The 18580-nt window shown below is 62.3% G+C and carries 18 protein-coding genes; 14 read left to right on the top strand and 4 right to left on the bottom strand.

Annotation, left to right across the window (positions count from 1 at the left end; all coding sequences use genetic code 11):
* Positions 1 to 402 (bottom strand): AAA family ATPase (locus V7714_RS19265; protein ID WP_335711189.1); only part of this gene is annotated, 402 nt, incomplete at its 3' end.
* Between the two features lie 152 nt (positions 403 to 554).
* On the opposite strand from V7714_RS19265, the gene V7714_RS19260 reads away from it, so the two are divergent.
* From V7714_RS19260 to V7714_RS19220, 9 genes are all read left to right on the top strand, one after another.
* Positions 555 to 920 carry an MmcQ/YjbR family DNA-binding protein gene (locus tag V7714_RS19260; protein ID WP_335711188.1) on the top strand — a complete coding sequence of 122 codons (366 nt, stop codon included), beginning with the start codon at positions 555 to 557 and terminating at the stop codon, positions 918 to 920.
* An 86-nt stretch (positions 921 to 1006) separates the two neighbouring features.
* The gene (locus V7714_RS19255; RefSeq protein ID WP_335711187.1) at positions 1007 to 1897 is read left to right on the top strand and encodes a hypothetical protein; all 891 of its coding nucleotides are present in this window, start codon (positions 1007 to 1009) and stop codon (positions 1895 to 1897) included.
* A gap of 35 nt (positions 1898 to 1932) precedes the next feature.
* Positions 1933 to 2352 (top strand): hypothetical protein, encoded by a 420-nt coding sequence (locus V7714_RS19250; RefSeq protein WP_335711186.1) that lies wholly within the window; start codon positions 1933 to 1935, stop codon positions 2350 to 2352.
* Between the two features lie 16 nt (positions 2353 to 2368).
* Positions 2369 to 2797 (top strand): hypothetical protein, encoded by a 429-nt coding sequence (locus V7714_RS19245; RefSeq protein WP_335711185.1) that lies wholly within the window; start codon positions 2369 to 2371, stop codon positions 2795 to 2797.
* 204 nt (positions 2798 to 3001) lie between these two features.
* On the top strand, positions 3002 to 4429 hold the full coding sequence (locus V7714_RS19240) for a circularly permuted type 2 ATP-grasp protein (RefSeq protein ID WP_335711184.1): 1428 nt from the start codon (positions 3002 to 3004) through the stop codon (positions 4427 to 4429).
* The gene (locus tag V7714_RS19235) at positions 4430 to 5008 is read left to right on the top strand and encodes a GNAT family N-acetyltransferase (RefSeq protein WP_335711183.1); all 579 of its coding nucleotides are present in this window, start codon (positions 4430 to 4432) and stop codon (positions 5006 to 5008) included.
* On the top strand, positions 5009 to 5977 hold the full coding sequence (locus V7714_RS19230) for an alpha-E domain-containing protein (protein ID WP_335711182.1): 969 nt from the start codon (positions 5009 to 5011) through the stop codon (positions 5975 to 5977).
* Between the two features lies 1 nt (position 5978).
* Positions 5979 to 6476 (top strand): arsinothricin resistance N-acetyltransferase ArsN1 family B, encoded by a 498-nt coding sequence (locus V7714_RS19225; RefSeq protein ID WP_335711181.1) that lies wholly within the window; start codon positions 5979 to 5981, stop codon positions 6474 to 6476.
* 103 nt (positions 6477 to 6579) lie between these two features.
* Positions 6580 to 7386: a transglutaminase family protein gene (locus V7714_RS19220; RefSeq protein WP_335711180.1), complete on the top strand. Its 807-nt coding sequence runs from the start codon at positions 6580 to 6582 to the stop codon at positions 7384 to 7386.
* 16 nt (positions 7387 to 7402) lie between these two features.
* Here V7714_RS19220 and V7714_RS19215 read toward each other — a convergent pair whose 3' ends face one another.
* Positions 7403 to 7915, bottom strand: coding sequence for a hypothetical protein (locus V7714_RS19215; RefSeq protein ID WP_335711179.1), 513 nt, complete (start codon positions 7913 to 7915; stop codon positions 7403 to 7405).
* A 96-nt stretch (positions 7916 to 8011) separates the two neighbouring features.
* On the opposite strand from V7714_RS19215, the gene V7714_RS19210 reads away from it, so the two are divergent.
* The 5 genes from V7714_RS19210 to V7714_RS19190 all read left to right on the top strand — a co-directional run bounded on the left by V7714_RS19210 (position 8012) and on the right by V7714_RS19190 (position 12779).
* On the top strand, positions 8012 to 8743 hold the full coding sequence (locus tag V7714_RS19210; protein ID WP_335711178.1) for a proteasome-type protease: 732 nt from the start codon (positions 8012 to 8014) through the stop codon (positions 8741 to 8743).
* A 68-nt stretch (positions 8744 to 8811) separates the two neighbouring features.
* Entirely contained in the window at positions 8812 to 10389 is a 1578-nt protein-coding gene (locus V7714_RS19205) for an ABC transporter substrate-binding protein (protein WP_335711177.1), read from the top strand.
* 4 nt (positions 10390 to 10393) lie between these two features.
* A complete protein-coding gene (locus V7714_RS19200; RefSeq protein WP_335711176.1) occupies positions 10394 to 10873 on the top strand; it encodes a hypothetical protein in 480 nt (159 codons plus the stop codon).
* A 76-nt stretch (positions 10874 to 10949) separates the two neighbouring features.
* Positions 10950 to 11855 carry an alpha/beta hydrolase gene (locus tag V7714_RS19195; RefSeq protein WP_335711175.1) on the top strand — a complete coding sequence of 302 codons (906 nt, stop codon included), beginning with the start codon at positions 10950 to 10952 and terminating at the stop codon, positions 11853 to 11855.
* A gap of 138 nt (positions 11856 to 11993) precedes the next feature.
* A complete protein-coding gene (locus V7714_RS19190; protein WP_335711174.1) occupies positions 11994 to 12779 on the top strand; it encodes a dioxygenase family protein in 786 nt (261 codons plus the stop codon).
* A gap of 142 nt (positions 12780 to 12921) precedes the next feature.
* Here V7714_RS19190 and V7714_RS19185 read toward each other — a convergent pair whose 3' ends face one another.
* Positions 12922 to 17370, bottom strand: a complete 4449-nt coding sequence (locus tag V7714_RS19185; protein ID WP_335711173.1) for an EAL domain-containing protein — start codon at positions 17368 to 17370, stop codon at positions 12922 to 12924.
* Between the two features lie 5 nt (positions 17371 to 17375).
* Positions 17376 to 18431: an ABC transporter substrate binding protein gene (locus tag V7714_RS19180; protein ID WP_335711172.1), complete on the bottom strand. Its 1056-nt coding sequence runs from the start codon at positions 18429 to 18431 to the stop codon at positions 17376 to 17378.
* Between the last annotated feature and the right edge of the window lie 149 nt (positions 18432 to 18580).

The following is an 18580-nucleotide window of genomic DNA, read 5'->3' as shown; positions in this document are numbered from 1 at the left end:
ATATGCTTCGAAATCCTCAGCATGGTCGGAGTCGAGCTCGATAGAAAGGCAGATACCGGGAAGGTTTGCTCCTACGCTATTGTTGGTGCCCTTTAGGTCTGCAAATTCCTCCTTGTCGTCGAGATATAGCTCAATCAAGATGCGTGGAGGCGGCATGGGCTTGCCAGCACGGCGGCCATCAACAAACTCTGCAACGGCTTCCGCGTTCAGTAGGAACGGATGTAACTCTTGTGCAGCCGGGCGGCGATTCAGTTGACACTTTAGCCCCAAGTTGATGGCCTCAAGGAGAGTGGATTTTCCCGCCTCGTTGTCGCCGACAACAATATTCAGTGCAGAATTAAAGCGCACATCGGCGCGCCTAAGCCTGCGGTAGTTTTGAACAATAACTCTCGTAATGGCCATGTTTGTGATTCCGAAAGCTTACTTCATGTTAATTAAATAGATTGCGTACGCTATAGCAATAAGCCTAGTTTGGGCACTGAAAAGTACCACACCCTTATCTCAATGTATCCTGCCACAGCCCCGGCCAATACATGCCCCCTTTGAGGCACCCCATGAACACCAGCGAACTACAACACTATTGCAGCCAGTTTCCCGGCGCCGAGCACCAGCTTGTCGGCCCACCCGGCAATGTGCTGGTCTATGGTGTGGGCGACAAGCAGTTCGCCTACTTCAAGTTATCCGAGCCGGAAAAATGGCGCTTCAGCATCCGCACTACGCCAGAGCGATTCCTGGAGCTGACCGATATACCGGGCATCAAGCCGGCTCGGTACATGGGGCGTTTTCATTGGGTCACCATCGTCGATGTACGCAGCATGCCGCCGGACTATCTGCAGGAACTGGTGCGCTGGTCATATAACAAGGCCTTGGCTTCGTTATCGAAAGCCAGACAGGCGCAGCTGCTGCGGCCATCCGCCTAGCTCCCTCCCCCAATTTGGAGGATGCACAGCCTGCTCATTTACGGTAGCGTGCGACGGCAAACAATCAAAAAACGCAGGAGGAAAACATGAACAGGCTCTCCCTGGCGGCGACCCTCATACCGGCATTGCTGTGTGGCAGCCTGTTGCTCGGCGGTTGCGCCAACCTGGCGGCCGTCAACAGCTATGCCGGCGACACCCAGCGCCTGACTGCCGCATTTGAACCCATGCTGGCGGGTTCGTCCCATAGTTGCGCTGCCAAGTACCTGCGCAAGAAGGCCATTACCGCGCGCGATTTCGACGCGGCCGCTGCCGAGAAGGCTGCCGCTACGTTGTGCGGGCCTATAGCAACCGACAACAAGGTGATGACCGAACTCAATGGCCTGCTGGGACAGTACGCCGATACGCTGACTGCCCTGGCCGACGAGCAGTTGCCCAGCTACAAGGACGAGTTCGGCGGCCTGAAGGACTCCCTTGCCACCGTCAAACGCAAAGGTAGCGCCGACCCCCTGTTTGACGAAGGCAAGCTCAGCGCCATTAGCGGGCTGGCAACCCATCTGAGCCGCATTGCCACCCAGCGGGCACAGAAGGCTGCGATACGCGATCTGCTAGACCACGAGGTAGCCGTACTGGCGATCACCAATGCGCTGAACGACTACGCCCAGCACAATTACCGTGGCTGGCTGAAAGACGAACAAAGAGAACTCGCCCTATTGCGTGAGGCGCTGGACAACGCTGGCAAAACCGAACCGCTGGCTGCCAACTACCTCAAGACCCAGCTCTTGGCAGAAGAGAAACAGATTGCAGCCCGCGAGCAGGCAGTGGAAGCGTTCAGCACATCCATACGCGAGTTGCAGCAAGCGCATGCACTGATCAAGCAGAAATACGATCAACCTGACGACAAGGCACTGGCAGCCCAACTCAAGCAGTTTGCCCTGGCCATTGCAAAACTGGACCAACAGGCCAAAGCGGCCTTCTAGTGCAGCCTGGACTTGCAGCAAGGAGGAAACCCAATATGGCACAAATCGTTAAGCTGACCGACAAGCATGCCTACCAGATAGCCGACACTTTTGCCCAGGCATCGGCCCGCATACTGGACTTCCGTATCGCCCATAGCGCGGCGCTGTCTGACGAGGAAGCCACAGAACTGGAGAAAGCCGAGGACAGGCTGGATCAGGCCGTGGTGCTGTTCCGCGGCTACGGCATACAGCTGCAGGGCGCGCAGGCCGAGGAGGCTGCCAGCGAGCTGCGGGGCGCCATCGACAATGCCCGGGACACCATCGCCACTATCCATAGCGTCAAGCAGGTGATCAGCGCCGGCACCGCCCTGGTAGACCTGACTGTGGCCGTGCTCGACAGGGACGCCAAGGGTGCGCTGGCGGCCAGTCGGCGTATCAGTGCCGCCATCAAGGGCGACGCGACCGATGCTGCCTGAGGGGCGTGCTTGGCCTATGGCGCGCTTGCTCAAGCTGATCTCCGCTTTCGCACTGATGGCCAGTTTCTTTATGCCGCTCAGCCAGTGCACGCAGCAAGACCCAGCAGCGGTACCGCAGGCACAAAGTGCCGCAACAAGCTATGACCGGCCCAGTGCCGGCAGCCTTGTGTTGCTGCTGATGTTCGGCTGGCCATTGGCGGTCCAGGTGTTGTCTGTACGGCGGCGTCAGCCGCCATGGCAAGGCCTGTACCTGATGGTCATCGCGGAGGTGCTGCTCTCCGCCGCCACGCTGGCGACCATACTGTTCCTGCTGCTGTGGGGGAATGAGGTGCGCTATGGCACCTATATCACCATCGCCGCCGTACTGAGCTACTTGCTGCTAGCGGTCTGGCTGGGCTATCAGGGGCTCAAGCAGCGGGTGACGCTGCTGGCGGCGGCTTCCTAGCCGTCGCGCCGGCCAGACAACGCGCCCAGCTCACAGGGCAGACACGCTCACCGCCCTGCACCCGTAGTCGCTCGCACGCACCAAGTCAGTGCACACATCCGGCCTACCTCGCCAGCACCCTGGGCTAAGTCTTTGGTATATAAAGGCAGATCTCACCCGGCACAACCCTTGCGTAAGGTGGGTGAGACCATCCAGGGAGCCCATATGCACGCCCTTACCCTCCCCGCACCATCGCACCACGATGAGATGCTGCTGCCCAGTGGGGCTATCCGCCCGCACTATCAGCCTTTTGCCAATTGGCTGCATGCGCAGACACCCGAAGCGCTGGCCAAGAAGCGAGCGGAGGCCGATCTGTTATTCCACAAGGTGGGCATTACCTTCGCCGTGTACGGCGACGAAGCCGGTGCCGAGCGCCTGATACCGTTTGATACGGTGCCGCGCATCGTGCCGGCCAGCGAGTGGCAGATGCTGGAAGCGGGCCTGCGGCAGCGGGTTAGCGCGCTCAATCGCTTTCTGTGGGACATCTATCACGGCCACGAGATCATCAAGGCCGGCCTTGTGCCGGCGGAGCAGGTATTTGCCAATGCGCAGTATCAGCCAGCCATGCAGGGGCTGGATCTACCCCATGGCATCTACGCCCATATCACAGGGGTAGACCTGATACGCCATGCCGACGGCGGCTACTACGTGCTGGAGGACAACCTGCGGGTGCCATCAGGCGTCAGCTATATGCTGGAGAACCGCAAGATGATGATGCGGCTGTTTCCCGAGCTGTTTGCCCAATACCCGGTGGCGCCTGTAGCACACTACCCTACCTTGCTGCTGAACACCCTGCGCCACGCCAGTGTAGCGGATAGCCCTACCGTAGTGGTGCTGACACCCGGCCCGTTCAACTCGGCCTATTTCGAGCATGCCTTCCTGGCCCAGCAGATGGGCGTGGAGCTGGTGGAGGGGCAGGATTTGTTCGTGAAGGATGACTACCTGTATATGCGCACCACCGTCGGCCCTCGCCGGGTGGATGTCATCTACCGCCGCATAGACGATGCCTTTCTGGACCCGCTGGCCTTCCGCGCCGACTCCATGCTGGGTGTGCCGGGGCTTTTGTCGGTCTACAAGCAGGGCAATCTGATCCTGGCCAATGCTATCGGCACCGGTGTCGCCGACGACAAGTCCATCTACCCTTACGTACCGGAGATGATCCGCTTCTACCTGGGCGAGGAGCCGATACTGCACAACGTACCGACCTGGCAGTGCCGCAAGCCGGCCGAACTGGACCATGTGCTGACCCATATGGCCGAACTGGTGGTAAAGGAAGTACATGGCGCAGGGGGCTACGGCATGCTGGTCGGGCCAGCCTCGACGGCGGCCGAGGTGGAGGATTTCCGCCTGCGGGTGCGGGCCAACCCCGCCAACTATATCGCCCAGCCCACCCTGTGCCTGTCCAGTTGCCCCACGTTCGTGGAGAGCGGCATCGCGCCGCGCCATATCGACCTGCGCCCCTTTGTGCTGACCGGCCGGGAAACCACCATGGTGGCCGGCGGCCTGACTCGCGTGGCGCTCAAGGCAGGTTCGCTGGTGGTCAATTCGTCACAAGGCGGCGGTACAAAAGACACTTGGGTATTGGAGGCCTGAATGAACGCGCACATCGACATCAAGATTGAACGTATCAGCCCCGCCATGGCATCGGGCCTGTTGCCCGACCTGACCGGTCTGCTGATGGATACCGTCAACCACGGCGCCAGTATCGGTTTTCTGGCCCCGCTGGAGCTGGCGCAGGCCCACGCTTACTGGCTGGGTGTGCTGGCTGATATGGAGGATAGCGCCACCCTGCTGTGGGTAGCTCGCGCCGGCGAGCAGGTGGTCGGCACCGTTCAGCTACAGACCTGCCCCCGTGCCAATGGCCGCAACCGGGCCGAGGTCTGCAAGCTGATGGTACATAGCCGCTGGCGCGGCCAGGGTATCGCCAGCCTGCTGATGGCAGCACTGGAAGGCATGGCGCGCAAGCTGGAGCGCGGCATGCTCTACCTCGATACCGAGGCAGGCTCCGGCGCCGAGGGCCTATACCTATCGCTGGGCTACACCCGCGTGGGCGAGATACCGGACTATGCCGCCAGCCCAGATGGCACGCTGCATCCCACGGCCATCTATTACAAGCAGCTGATAGACCGTAGCCTGGTGCCGCTGGCCGTGGTGGCCGAGAGCGAGGCCTGAATGCTGTCGCGCACTGCCTCGCAACTGTACTGGATGAGCCGCTATCTGGAGCGCGCCGAAAACCTGGTGCGCATGCTGGATGTGACCCACTCGCTGTCGCTGCTGCCGCAATCGCGCGGTGCGCTGACCGAGCTGGCCGCGCCGCTGGCCGTCACCGGCTCGCTGGATGCTTTCCACGCCCGCCACCACAAGCTCGATTCAGAGCAGTTGTTCAACTTCATGGCGCTGGATCTGGACAACCCGGCCTCGGTACTGAGCTGCCTGCGCTTTGCCCGCGAGAACGCCCATGCCGTGCGCGGCCAGATCACGGCGGAGATGTGGGAGGCCATCAACGCCAGCTGGCTAGAAGCCAAGGAGATGCCGCGTCGCGGCATACCCAGCGTATCGGCGTTTTTTGACTGGGTGAAGGAGCGCTCCCACCTGTTCCGCGGCGCTACCTACGGCACCTTGCAACGCAATGACGCCTACTGTTTTATCCGCCTTGGCACCTTTATCGAGCGGGCCGACAATACCGCCCGCCTGCTGGATGTGAAATCCCAGCTGATTGCGCCCGCCCAGGCCAACCTGATGCCGGTGGACGCGCCCGCAGAGAGCGCCCCCGATTTTTATGCCTGGAGCGCGCTGCTGCGCTCGCTCTCGGCCTTCGAGGCCTATCACGCAGCCTATCGCGACAGCCTGGATGGCCGCCGGGTGACCGAGCTGCTGATACTGCGGCCTGACGTGCCGCGCTCGCTGCGCGCCTGCTGTGACGAGATACGGGCCATCCTGCCGCAGATAGAAGCCGCCGAAGGCGCACTGGATGCCGGCCGGCATGTCAAACAACTGGCTGGCAAGCTGGCCGTGCAGCTGGAATACGGCTCGGTGGACGAAATCATGGCCCAGGGCCTGCATGACTGGCTGACCGGCTTTCTGACCCGCTCGGCCCGGCTGGGCGAGGCCATACGGGCCGCTTACCTGGAGGCAAATTAAGATGGAAGTGGTAATACGTGATGCCACCGAGGCCGATGCCAAGGTCTTGGCAGCGATTTATTCGGTCTATGTGATGGAGACCACCATTTCGTTTGAGGAGGTGCCCGTCCCGGCCGAGGAGATGGCGCGGCGGGTAGCCGATGTACAGGCCGCCGGGCTGCCCTGGCTGGTGGCGGAGCAGGGCGGGCGCTTGCTGGGTTATGCCTACGCCACCAAGTGGCGCGCTCGCTCGGCCTACCGTTTTGCCGTGGAGAGCTCGGTCTACCTGGCACCCGATGCCAGCGGCCGAGGCTTGGGTACCCGCTTGTACCAGGCGCTGCTGATACGGCTCAGGGAGGCAGGCCTGCGCACCGTGATCGGCGGAGTAGCACTGCCCAACCCCGCCAGCGTGGCCTTGCACGAGAAGCTGGGCTTCAAGCCGGTAGCCTGCTTCGAGCGAGTGGGCCTGAAACACGACCGCTGGATAGACGTGGCCTACTGGCAGCTACAGCTGGAATAGGCCCACGCCATAAAACGCACCAGCCCATGCCACCGTCTATCTGTTCGCACGCGACAGGCGGCCCGGCATGCAGGTTGGTGCCTATTTACCGGGAGGAAAACCCATGCACCTGGCCATAGATCACGAGACGCTGTACCGCTACGACAGCCCGGTGGCCCGCAGCACCCAGTACCTGCGGCTGACGCCACGGCCGTCTGATCGCGTGCGCGTCATCGAGTGGCAACTTACCCTGCCCGCACAGGCTGCGCGCGGCCTGGATGCCTATGGCAATGTGCTGCATGTGCTGACACTGGACAAACCACATAGCGAAATCCGCCTGCATGCCACCGGGGTGGTCGAGACATCGGACGCAGCGCCCTCCCCCATGCGCGACGATAGTCTGCCGCCACAGCTGTTCCTGCGCGATTCGCCATTGACCCATGCCGATGCCGCCCTGCAGGACTTTGCCCGGCAGCACCAGGCGGCCGTGGCAGCAAACCGGCAGGCCGGCCTGACAACACTAATGCAGGCCGTGGGAGAACGCATGCCCTACACCCCCGGCAGCACGGATGTTGCCACCGCTGCGGCCGATGCCTTTGCCCAGTCGCGCGGTGTGTGCCAGGACCACGCCCATGTCTATGCAGCCTGCTGCCGCCTGCTGGGCATCCCGGCCCGCTACGTCAGTGGCTACCTGGCGGCCGACGCAGAGCATGTGGCCAGCCACGCCTGGGTGGAGGCCTGGCTGGATGATGGCTGGCTGGGATTCGATGTCAGCAACCAATGCCTGGCCGGCAACCGCCATGTCCCGCTGGCCGTGGGGCTCGATTATCTGGATGCCTGCCCGGTAAGGGGAATGCGGCAGGGTGGCGGCGGTGAAAGCCTGCATGCGGTGGCGCGAGTAACGCAGGCCGCACATGGGCAGGATCAGTGATGATGCCAAGCCGCTGTCAGTAGGGGACGACGCGCATCAAGCCATCGAAGTCGTAAGGCTTACCTCGCGCACTGGATTCGACATAGGCGATGTACGACAAGAAGTTTCGGCAGCGCAACAGGACGCGGTCCCTACCTAGCCTGTCGTTGTATTGCACAGCCCCCCGCTCGACGCGATCAAGCAGGGCCGCCTTCACCTGCGCCGCCACCTTTGCGTCCTTAACCTTCATCTCGCTGGTGATGTAGAGATCCAGCTGCTTGTAGGGATGCACAAACACATCATATTGCCCCCCCGTCCACGATTCGTATTGCGATAGGGCGCGGGCGTCGTAGCGTTTCTGGCAGCGCTTCGCGATGTCGCGCCCTTTAGCATCTTCAATGATAGGGACCATGATCTTGCGGAAATAGGCATTGTCCTCATCTATCGAGCCTGCAGCGCAGGCCAGGGGCGATAGCGCTGCGACCAGCAGACCCAAGACGGCCGCACGTGCGCCACCCATCGATACCACACCGTGTTGCCACATAGACATATTGCCTTCCCACCGAACTGGGATATACGCGCGTCTTGCCCACAGCGCCGCGCATCCCGTTAAACTGCCTGTCATTCTACTGACTTACGCCACGCCATGACCTATTGCGTCGCCATGCGGCTGGATACCGGCCTGCTGTTCGCCTCCGACTCCCGCACCAATGCCGGGGTTGACCATATCGCCACCTTCCGCAAGATGCATGTGTTCGAGCAGCCGGGCAAAAGACTGATCGTACTGCTGAGTGCCGGCAACCTGGCCACTACCCAGAGCGTGGTGAGCCTGCTGCGGCAGCGGCTGGATGACGATGTGGTCAATCTGCACAATGTCGCCACCCTGTATGACGCAGCCGCCCTGGTAGGCACTACGGTCAAGGAAGTGGTGGCCCGCTACGCCAGTGAAGGCACCCTGGGACAGGGGGTGGATTTTGGCGCCAACTTTATCGTGGGCGGGCAGATACGGGGCGAGACGACACGACTGTTCCAGGTCTACCCGCAGGGCAATTTCATCGAGACCTGCGAGGACACCCCCTACTTCCAGATTGGGGAATCCAAGTACGGCAAGCCCATCATAGACAGGGTGGTGCGCAGCGATACACCGCTGCCCGAGGCCGCCAAATGCACGCTGATCTCGTTTGACTCCACCATACGCAGCAATCTGTCAGTGGGCTTGCCCATAGACATGCTGCTCTACGGCGCCGATACCTTTGCACCTGCGGCACCGCACCGCATTGATGGCGATGACCCCTATTTCAACAAGCTGCGGCGTGGCTGGGGAGAAGGGCTGCGACGGGTGTTTGCCAAGCTGCCTGACGCCGACTGGTTTGAATGATGGCCCTCGGCCATACCGTATTGGCCCCTCAGAGGCAGATAGACCAATAAAACGATAGAGGAAGCACCATGCACACCATCCGACTGGCCCTGTTGGCCCTTGCCACCGTCAGCGCACTGGCCGCCAAGCCCCTGGTCATCTGTGCCGATGCCGACCCGGATGGGTTCGACCCGGCACAGAGCGCCAATACCGCCACCCATGCGGCCTCCGCAGCCAAGCTCTACAACAACCTGATCGAATACCTGCCCGGCCCCTTCAAGTTCACCCCCAGCCTGGCAGCCCAATGGGATATCTCGGCCGATGGCTTGGTCTACACCTTCAAGCTACGGCGCGGGGTGAAGTGGCATAGCACCGACAGTTTCAAACCCAGCCGCGATTTCAATGCCGACGATGTGCTGTGGACCCTGCAACGGCAGATCGACCCCAGCCACCCCGGCGCCAAGGCGGCGCCCGCAGGTTTCCCCTATGCCAACTCAGGCGATTGGAAGAACCTGTTCAAGAGCGTGGAAAAAATAGACGACCACACCGTCAAGCTGACACTCACCAAGCCCTATGCCCCCTTGCTGGAGCGCTTTGCCCACCCTGCCCTGGCCATCGTCTCGGCCGAATACGGCAAGCAGCTCGACAAAGCCGCCACCCCGCTGCAGATCAGCAGCCACCCGGTAGGCACCGGGCCATATCAGTTGAAGAAGTTCGACAAGGGCGCCCAGGCGCGTTATGACGCCAACCCCCGTTACTGGCGGCAAAAGCCGGCCATCGATAAATTAATCATCGCCACCGTCAGCGACCCGGCGGTGCGGGCGCAAAAGCTGCTGGCCGGCGAATGCCACCTCGCCGACACCATCAAGCCGCAAGACCGGCCCCGTTTTGATGGCCATGCCCAGTTCGCAGTCACCCCGCTGCGTATCCAATCCAGCAGCCAGCTGTTTTTCAATGTGGGCCGCAAACCGTTCGACGACAAGCGGGTACGCCAGGCACTGGCATCGGTCATAGACCGCGCCGCCATCGTCAAAAGCGTGTACGACGGCCGGGCCGAGATCGCCACGACGCCTTATTCACCGCGCAGCCTTTGGGGCGTGGAGGCAGTCAGGCCTGCTGCGCCCGACTTTAACCGGGCGCGCAAGCTCTTGGCCGAGGCCGGCTACCCCCAGGGCTTTGAAGCCGAAATGTGGGTGCGGCCAGGTGGTTCCGGCACCAATCCCAACTTCAAGCTGACCGCCGAGCTGATACAGGCCGACTGGGCCAAGCTGGGTGTGAGACTCAACCTGGTAAACGTGGAGTGGACTGAACTGGTCAAGAAAGCCCGCGCCGGCGAAGCACCCAGCCTGCTCAGCGGCTGGAGTGGTGCGCTTGATCCCGATGGTTTCTACAGCAACCTGGCCAGCTGCGATGCCGCCGGCAACGGCTATAACTTCGCCCAGTGGTGCAACCCACAGGTCGATACCGCCCTGGATGCCGCACGTGTCGCCACCAAGCAGGCTGATCGGGCCAAGCGCTATGTGGAGGTGCAGAAAATACTGTCTGATGAAGCCCCCTTTACCACCCTGACCTACCCCTTGCAGGTGGTGATACACGACCGCAAGCTGCTGGGGGTGGAACCCACGGCCGGCGAGAGCTTCAAGGTGGAACAGCTACGCTGGAAGTAATGCCATGCAGTCTTCCGCCAGGACGCGCGCACCCAACCTCTATCTGATTGCAGCTGGCATTGCCGCGCTGGCGGGTAGCCTGCTGCACCTCGCCATCCCCATTGGTGGACCCAACTGGTATGCCTTTTTTGGCGCGCCGGATGGGCTCGTCGCCATGGCCAGGGCCGGGCATTGGTATCCGGTAGCCTGCTGCCTGGTTATCGCCCTGGCCCTGCTGCTGGCCGCCGCCTATACCTTCTCTGGTGCCGGCATGCTGCGCCGCCTGCCGTGGCAGCGCACCGTACTGCTGGGTATTGCAGCCGTGCTGGTGCTGCGCGGTATCGGTTTCATCCCGCTTATGCTGTGGCAGCCCGAGCGCCTGGCCGATATCTGCAACTGCCAGGGTGTCGATACCTTCCTCGTCATCACCTCCTTGCTTTGCCTGACCATCGGCATGGCCTACGCCCTGGGCACCCGGCAACTCTGGCGCCAGCCCGCCGGCTGACTGCGTTCGTGCCGCCATAAGCAGGCCTGCATAACCAAATTCGCCCGCCTTTACCGATACAAACCTAGAAAGCACCATGCTGAACCGCACTACCACGCCCTTGCTGATCGCACTCGGCCTACTGATCCAGGCCCCCACCCTGGCCAGTACCGCCCCCCGCCCCTACACCCTGGAACACACCGAAGTCCGCAGCGTACCGTCCAGGATACTGCCGCGTGACTACGAGATTTTTGTCAGCCTACCTGAGTCCTACCACAAGACGCAGAAACGCTACCCGGTGCTGTTCATGACCGACGCCAACTACGCCTTCCCGCTGGTGCGCAGCATCAATCGGCGGGTCAACGACTATGGCCGCAATCTCGACGAGGTCATCCTGGTTGGCTTGTCCTATGCCAAGGGCGACAGCCCGATCACCAGCCGCAACCGCGACTACACACCGACCGATATCGTGCTCAAGAAGACCCGTCGACCCAGCCAGGCCGAGGGCCCCTATGGCCAAGCCGAATCCTACGGCCGCTTTGTCAGCGAGGAAGTCATCCCCTTTGTGGCCCAGCACTACCGTGCCGACATGAGCAAGAAGATCTATGTCGGCCACTCCTACGGCTCGCTGCTGGGGCTGCACCTGCTGTTCCGCAAGCCCGACACCTTTGACTACTATGTCCTCGGCAGCCCCTCGCTCTGGTACGACCGCTACCATATGCTGGACGTCGAGCGCCAATACGCCGCCAGCAACAAGAACCTCTCCGCCCGCGTCCTGATGGTGGCCGGCGCCTTCGAGGCAATACAGCCCGGCTCGGACAATCCCCGCTACGCCAAAGAGACCGACATGGTGAAGGACATGCAGCTCTTCGAGCTGCAATTGAAGGGGCGCGGCTATCCAGGCTTGTCGATACGCTCGGAAGTCATCAAGGATGAAGATCACCTGACGGTGTTCCCTGCCCTGATTACCCGTGGGCTGCTGTGGGCCTTGCCCAAGCGCTAGGCGGCGCCAAGTGCTTGACCTCAGCGAGGTAGGCGCAAGCATCCATCAAATTTTCCGACATAGAAGTTGATTTCTTTCCGCTATCACCCCAATCAGGCACTGCTGATAATGGATTCAACTCATTGAAGGAATTCGATCATGCCTCGCCTGCCCAGCCTATTTATCTCCCATGGCTCACCCATGTTGGCCCTGGATGCTGGCCCCACCGGCGCAGCCTGGTCCAAGGTCGCCCAATCGCTGCCCCGGCCGAGTGCGGTGGTCGTCGCCTCGGCGCATTGGCTAACCAGCCTGCCGGCGGTCAGCACCACCGCCAGCCCAGCCACCATCCATGATTTCCATGGTTTCCCCGAGCCTTTGTTCCAACTCCAGTACAACCCACCCGGCGCCCCCGCCGTGGCCGAGCGTGCAGCCGCCTTGCTGGCCGCCGCCGGGCTGCAAGTGGGGGTTGATCCTGGCCGCGGCCTAGATCACGGCGCCTGGGTGCCACTCAAGAACATGTACCCCGCCGCCGATGTACCGGTCTTCCAGCTCGCCATACAACCGCGTGAGAACCCGGCACACCACCTGCGCGTAGGCCATGCCTTGGCCGCCCTGCGGAACGAAGGTGTGCTGGTCATCGGCTCGGGCAGCATTACCCATAACCTGCGCGAACTGGAATGGGACGCCCCCGAGGACACCGCCATCAACGAGTACGTGCCAGCTTTCCAGCAATGGGTGTACGACAAGCTGCTGGCGAGCGACCAGGCGGCACTGCTGGACTACCGCAAACAGGCCCCCGGCGCACAGCGCGCCCACCCCACCGACGAGCACTACCTGCCGCTCTACGTCGCACTTGGTGCAGCAGGGCCCGATGCCAAGGCCGAACGCCTGCATACCGGCCTGACCAACGGTGGCTTGGCTATGGATGTTTACGCGTTTCGTTAGGAATCCTGGGCGGACTACTATCGGTAACTCGCCTGTCAGGCCACCGTACCAGCCTGATTCAAATCAAACAGCCACACCAAAGCCTGGGCGGTTCAGCCACGTTCGGAGGATGTACCGTTTTCTTGCGGCGTATTAAAGCGTGCTAAACCAACGAAGACGGTGCCCCTTGCCAGGCCAACTGCGGGTAACGTGGGGCCAGGATGGTGCTTTCGAACTGTTCTGCCGGCACCGGGCGGCTCAGGTAGTAGCCCTGCATGTAGTCGCAACCCAACTGCCCCAGGAAATCGCGCTGTTCCGGTGTCTCTACGCCCTCGGCCACCACTTGCAGGCGCAGGCTGTGGGCCAGGGCCACGATGCCGGTGACGATGGCGGCGGCGTCAGGGTCGGTGGTGACATCCTGGGTAAAGGAGTAATCGACCTTGAGCGTATTGACCGGAAAGCGCTTGAGGTAACTGAGCGAGGAATAGCCGGTGCCGAAGTCGTCGATCGCTAGGTTCAAGCCCAGCGCCTTTAGCGCGTGCAGGCTGGATACGGCGTCGTGGGCCCGCTCCATCAGCACGCTCTCAGTAATCTCCAGCGTCAGGCAATGCGGCGGCAGCCCGGTCTCGGTCAGTATCCGGTCTACCAGCTCCACAAAGTTGGGTTGGGCCAGCTGCACACCAGACAGGTTCACCGCCATTTGCAGGCGCGGCACACCGGCTGCCAGCCAGCGCTGCGCCTGTATGCAGGCGGTGCGCAGCACCCACTCGCCTATGGGTACGATCAGCCCGGTTTCCTCGGCCAGCGGAATGAACTCGGCCGGCGAGATCATGCCTCGGTTGGGGTGGTTCCAACGCAGCAGGGCTTCCATGCCAAACAGATGGCCGCTGATCGTTTCGACCTCGGGCTGGTAGTAGACCAGCAGCTCCTCACGCTCCAGCGCCCTGCGCAGGGCGCTCTCCAGCCGTAGGTGCTCGGACACCGAGGCATCCATACCGGCCTCATAGAACTGGAATCCCCCATTGGCCCGCTTGGCCCGATACATGGCGGTATCGGCATGGCGCAACAGGGTGCTGGCGTTGTTGCCATCCACCGGGAACAAGGAGATACCGATGCTGGTGGAGATAAAGATATCGTGCCCTTCTATCTCAAAGGGGCTGCCCAGGGCGCGCTCTATCTTCTGTGCGGCATTGGCGGCTGCGGCAGGGTCCGGCAATTCATCGAGCAGCACCGTGAACTCGTCCCCCCCCAGCCGTGCCACGCTGTCGCTGCTGCGCACGCAATGGCGTATGCGCTGCCCCACCAGCTTGAGCAGGCGGTCGCCTATTTCATGGCCCAGGGTGTCGTTGACGAACTTGAAGCGGTCCAGATCCAGGAACAACAAGGCCAGGGCATGGTCGGTGCGCTCGGCCCGCTCTATGGCCTGCTTGAGCTCTTCGGAGAACTGCGCCCGGTTGGGCAGGTCGGTCACGGTATCGTGATAGGCCAGGTGGCGCACATGGCGCGAGGTGCGCGTAGCGTCTACCACCCGCCGTACCCGCTGCTGCACCACAGCCAGGTGGATGGGCTTCGTCAGGTAGTCACTGGCGCCCACCGCAAAAGCCTGCTCAATCGACTGGTTGTCATCCAGCGCGGTAATCATCAGCACCGGGATATCGCGGTATTCCGGCATCTCTTGCAGGCGGGCGCAAGCGGTGAAGCCATCCATGCCGGGCATCAGGCCATCCATCAGGATCACATCGGGGGCACACTGGCCCAGCAAGGCCAGTGCCTCGTTGCCATCGCCGGCTTCCACCACCTGGAAGCCACCGCGCTCCAGCGCATGGCGCAAAGCCGAGCGTGTGCTGCGGTCGTCGTCCACCACCAGCACCAGGCCGGCATCGCCGGTGCTCTCCAGCAACGAGGCCTGCGCGCCCTTCAGCTCCTGCAGCAGGGCCTGCTTGGTCAACGCGTATTCGGCATGCAGACGGCTGAGCAAGGATTCAGCATTCTCGGTCTGCCCCACTTCGGCCAGCGCCTCGATCTCGCGTGCCAGGCTGGCTACGGCACCCGCCCCCAGCGTGCTGCTGGCACCCTTGATGGCGTGCGCTGTCTGGCGCAGGCGTGCTGCGTCCTGGGCGGTGGCAGACTGTGCCAGGGCCTCCAGGTAAACCGGCATATCTTCCAGATAGGGCTCCACCGCCTGATTGATACGCTCGCCCAGCGCCTCACGCAGCTTGCCGAACGCCACGGTATCCAGCGGTTCGCGGTTATCGGCTGCCGGCTGCTCTACTGCCACGCTGCCATCGTTGGGCAGCACCACCGGCAGCTTGGCCCATTGGCCTATCATGCTGCCTACCGCTCCCAGCGTCAGCGGCTTGGGCAGATGGTCATCCATGCCGGCCGCCAGGCATTTTTCTATATCACCGCGCTGGATATTGGCCGTCATGGCCACAATGGGCACACGGCCGCCGCCTTCGGCCTCCATCGCCCGGATCGCCGCCGTCGCCTGGTAGCCATCCATATGCGGCATATTGCAATCCATCAGCACCAGATCGTACCGTTGCCGCTTGAATGCCCGCAGGGCTTCATGGCCATCGCCCACGATCTCGACCTGGCATCCCAGCATGGCCAGCATGCTTTCGGCGATAGCCTGATTGGTACGGTTGTCCTCGGCCACCAGCACCCGGCAGCGCCCTGCCAAACGGGGCGCTTCCACCACCAAGGGCAACGACGCCTGCTGATCCTGTTCGGCTATGCAGGCCAGCAGTTTTTCCATCCGCAGGGGCTTGCTCAACAGCGCATCCACGCCCTGTTGCGCCGCTGGTGCCACGCCCAACCGGTTCATGGCGATGATGTAGGTGTCGCGCAATGCCTCGTCGGCGCGTATCTGCTGTGGCAGGTTGCCGCCCTCGGGGCTGGCGAAGTCGCTATCCAGTATCACCAGGCTGCATGCTGTGCCGGCTTTAGCCTGTGCCTTGAGCCAGGCCAGTGCCTCGGCGCTGCCTTGGGCCGCCGTACAGACAAAGCCCCAGTTAGCCAGCGACTGCTCCAGAAAATGCCGTACCGCCGCACTTTCCTCCACCAGCAGCACGCTACGCCCCTGCCAGCCGGGTTGCCGCTCTGGCACGCTGGGTATCTCGCTGGCAGCCTGCAACGGCAGGGTGAACCAGAACCGGCTGCCCTTGCCGTCGGCGCTTTCCACATTGATCTCGCCACCCATCAACCCCACCAATTGGCGGCAGATGGACAAACCCAGGCCAGAGCCGCCGAAGCGACGGGTAGTCGAGGTATCGCCCTGGGTAAACGAGTCAAAGATGCGTGACTGGGCCTGCTCGTTCATGCCTATGCCGGTATCCACCACTTCAAAGCGCAAGGTGTCGGCATCCGCCAGCGCTACCTTCACGACCACCTCACCGTGCTCGGTGAACTTGATGGCATTGCCGACCAGATTGGTCAGCACCTGGCGTATGCGGGTGGGGTCGCCCTTAACCTTGACGGGCACGTCCGGCGCAGCCAGATAGGCCAGGTCCAGGCCTTTCTGATGGGCTTGTGGCGCCAGCAGCTCGATCACATCCTCGCTCAGGCGGCGGGGGTTGTAGTCGGTCAACTCCAGTTCCAGCTTGCCGGCTTCCAGCCGTGAGAAGTCCAGGATGTTGTTGACCAGATCCAGCAGGTATTGCGAGGAATCCCAAGCCATCTGCACAAACTGGCGCTGCTTGGCCGGCATGGGGGTAGAGATCAGGATATCCAGCGTGCCGATCACGCCATTGAGGGGCGTGCGTATCTCGTGACTGACGGTGGCAGCAAACTCGGCCTTGAGCGTAGCAAAGCGCATGGCCTCGTCGCGCGCCTCGCGCAGCTCCTGTTCGCGCGCCTCCAGCACGGCAATCATGCTGTTGAAGGCCTGGGCCATCTCGGCAATATCGTGGGGGCCTGCCAGATCGGCCCGCACCCCCGCCTGCCCCTGCTCGGCCTGCGCCATGCGCTGCGCCAATTGCGCCAACGGACGGCTGAGCCTGCGGGTCAGCAGCCGTATCAGGAACAACAGCACAAAGGCCGCCAGGAAGCCGGTAGCAAAGTTGACGACAAAGACTTCGGTCACCATGCGCTTGAGTGTGGCCTTGCTCTGCACCACCCGCACATAGCCTATACGCTCGCTCTTTTGCTCCTCTACGGCAAAAGGCGAGGCCTCGCCGCCTTCCTTGCCCATGACCGGGGCGATGAAACGCCAGGCCTCATCGGTCTCGCCTTCGAGCATGACCTGGCCTACCTTGACCGCTATTTCATCAGCCAATTGCACCACCCTGCCGTCCCTGTCCCTGGCCAGCAGCAGCCGGCCATTGGCATGGCGTATCTCCACCCGGCTGACGTCAGGGAAAGCCAGCGCCACCTCAACCGCCGCATTGGCATTCTCGGCAGCGTCGTACAGCAGGGCCAGCTTGCTTTGGCGCGCCAGGCTCTCCGTCACCCCCTCGCCCTGGCCGCGAAGCAATTGCCGTATCTGGCTGCTACCCTGCCAGGAGCTGGCCATGGACGACAGCAAGGCCAGGCACAGCACCCCAGCGGTCACCGCGATGCTGATCTGTTGCCGGAAGTCGGCGTTATGCAGGAATTTGTCGACTAGCTTCATTGCAATCAAGGCTCAGGAAAAACCAGGTCGAAATTTTGCTGAGGCTTGTTGCCAAGATTCAGTCCCAGGTGGCTGGCGGTACGCAGATTGACCGCCACCAGAACATCCTTCAACGGTACCAAGCCGCTGGCACCATCGGCATTGGCGAGTGCAACCTGCGCCAGGTTACGGCCCAGGCCCATATTGTCGGGGTACAAGGAGAACAGCACGCCGCGCTTGACGTGGCTCAGACTGCTGGAGAACACCGCGATATTGCGATTCCAGGCCTCTTGCAGGACCAGCGGCAGCACAGCCGATTCCTCTACCGTGGTGCTGTCCTGCGGCAGCCAGACCGTATCGTGGCGTGCATCACTGCTGCTGAAGATACTCTGGTAGTGTTGCATGGCCGTCTTGAGGTCGGTCGCCTCGCGCACCTGCAGCTCCAAGCCCTGCGCCTTGGCCGCCGTGCGGGCCAGCTGCATCAGCCAGGCGTTCTGCCTCGGGTCGCACACCACATAGACGCGGCGTGCCTGTGGCACCAGCAGCTTGAGCCGGGCAAACATCAGTTCAGGGTCGGGCGCCAGGCTATGCACGGCAACGCCACGGGCCTCGCTCTCGGGCACTGCCAGCACCCCACCGGCGACGATGCTCAGATTGCTGCCCTCCAGGGCATTGGCCGCCCGCAGGCCATTGCGGCCCAGGGCAATCACGGCCCGCACGTTCTGGCGCTTGAGCTCGCCAGCCAGCTCCTGAGTATTCAGTTTATTGCCGACGGCATAGCTAGCTACCCGCACACGGGCCTTGTCCTCTATGCCCTCGATAATCTTGGTGAACACACTGCGATAGGGCTCGCCGATATCGGGATACAACACCGCAATCTGACTACCGCTCAGCGCAGCCAGCCGCAGCAGGCTGCTTTGCTGTGGCCCTGCGGCCATAGCGACCAGCTCGGCTTTCTGGCCATTGAAGGCGACGCGGAAGAGGGCGACGTCGACAGGCGCGTCACCAATGTTCTTCAAAGCACGGGCGTCGTCCGCTGCCAGCCAGTAAGGTAGCTGGCTTACTGCCACCGAACTCGTCAATGGTGCTGCATTAGTCCAACTTGCAACTGCATGGGCGGTACATGGGCCAAGCAGGCCCAGCATGGCGCAGCACCTTGCCATTGGGCTGGCGCACGGGACAACGCAGGCTCGCAGCCTTGCTGCTACGTTATTCATAGCCTTATGCATGC

Source organism: Chitinimonas sp. JJ19 (assembly GCF_036961565.1).
In the GTDB taxonomy this organism is placed as follows: domain Bacteria; phylum Pseudomonadota; class Gammaproteobacteria; order Burkholderiales; family Chitinimonadaceae; genus Chitinimonas.
Note: the sequence above shows the minus strand (reverse complement) of the source record. Positions and strands in the feature narration are given on the sequence as shown.

Coding starts and splice junctions, on each gene's coding strand:
- V7714_RS19260 (WP_335711188.1), top strand. CDS start 555: ATGAACACCAGCGAACTACAACACTATTGCAGCCAGTTTCCCGGCGCC.
- V7714_RS19255 (WP_335711187.1), top strand. CDS start 1,007: ATGAACAGGCTCTCCCTGGCGGCGACCCTCATACCGGCATTGCTGTGT.
- V7714_RS19250 (WP_335711186.1), top strand. CDS start 1,933: ATGGCACAAATCGTTAAGCTGACCGACAAGCATGCCTACCAGATAGCC.
- V7714_RS19245 (WP_335711185.1), top strand. CDS start 2,369: ATGGCGCGCTTGCTCAAGCTGATCTCCGCTTTCGCACTGATGGCCAGT.
- V7714_RS19240 (WP_335711184.1), top strand. CDS start 3,002: ATGCACGCCCTTACCCTCCCCGCACCATCGCACCACGATGAGATGCTG.
- V7714_RS19235 (WP_335711183.1), top strand. CDS start 4,430: ATGAACGCGCACATCGACATCAAGATTGAACGTATCAGCCCCGCCATG.
- V7714_RS19230 (WP_335711182.1), top strand. CDS start 5,009: ATGCTGTCGCGCACTGCCTCGCAACTGTACTGGATGAGCCGCTATCTG.
- V7714_RS19225 (WP_335711181.1), top strand. CDS start 5,979: ATGGAAGTGGTAATACGTGATGCCACCGAGGCCGATGCCAAGGTCTTG.
- V7714_RS19220 (WP_335711180.1), top strand. CDS start 6,580: ATGCACCTGGCCATAGATCACGAGACGCTGTACCGCTACGACAGCCCG.
- V7714_RS19215 (WP_335711179.1), bottom strand. CDS start 7,915: ATGTCTATGTGGCAACACGGTGTGGTATCGATGGGTGGCGCACGTGCG.
- V7714_RS19210 (WP_335711178.1), top strand. CDS start 8,012: ATGACCTATTGCGTCGCCATGCGGCTGGATACCGGCCTGCTGTTCGCC.
- V7714_RS19205 (WP_335711177.1), top strand. CDS start 8,812: ATGCACACCATCCGACTGGCCCTGTTGGCCCTTGCCACCGTCAGCGCA.
- V7714_RS19200 (WP_335711176.1), top strand. CDS start 10,394: ATGCAGTCTTCCGCCAGGACGCGCGCACCCAACCTCTATCTGATTGCA.
- V7714_RS19195 (WP_335711175.1), top strand. CDS start 10,950: ATGCTGAACCGCACTACCACGCCCTTGCTGATCGCACTCGGCCTACTG.
- V7714_RS19190 (WP_335711174.1), top strand. CDS start 11,994: ATGCCTCGCCTGCCCAGCCTATTTATCTCCCATGGCTCACCCATGTTG.
- V7714_RS19185 (WP_335711173.1), bottom strand. CDS start 17,370: ATGAAGCTAGTCGACAAATTCCTGCATAACGCCGACTTCCGGCAACAG.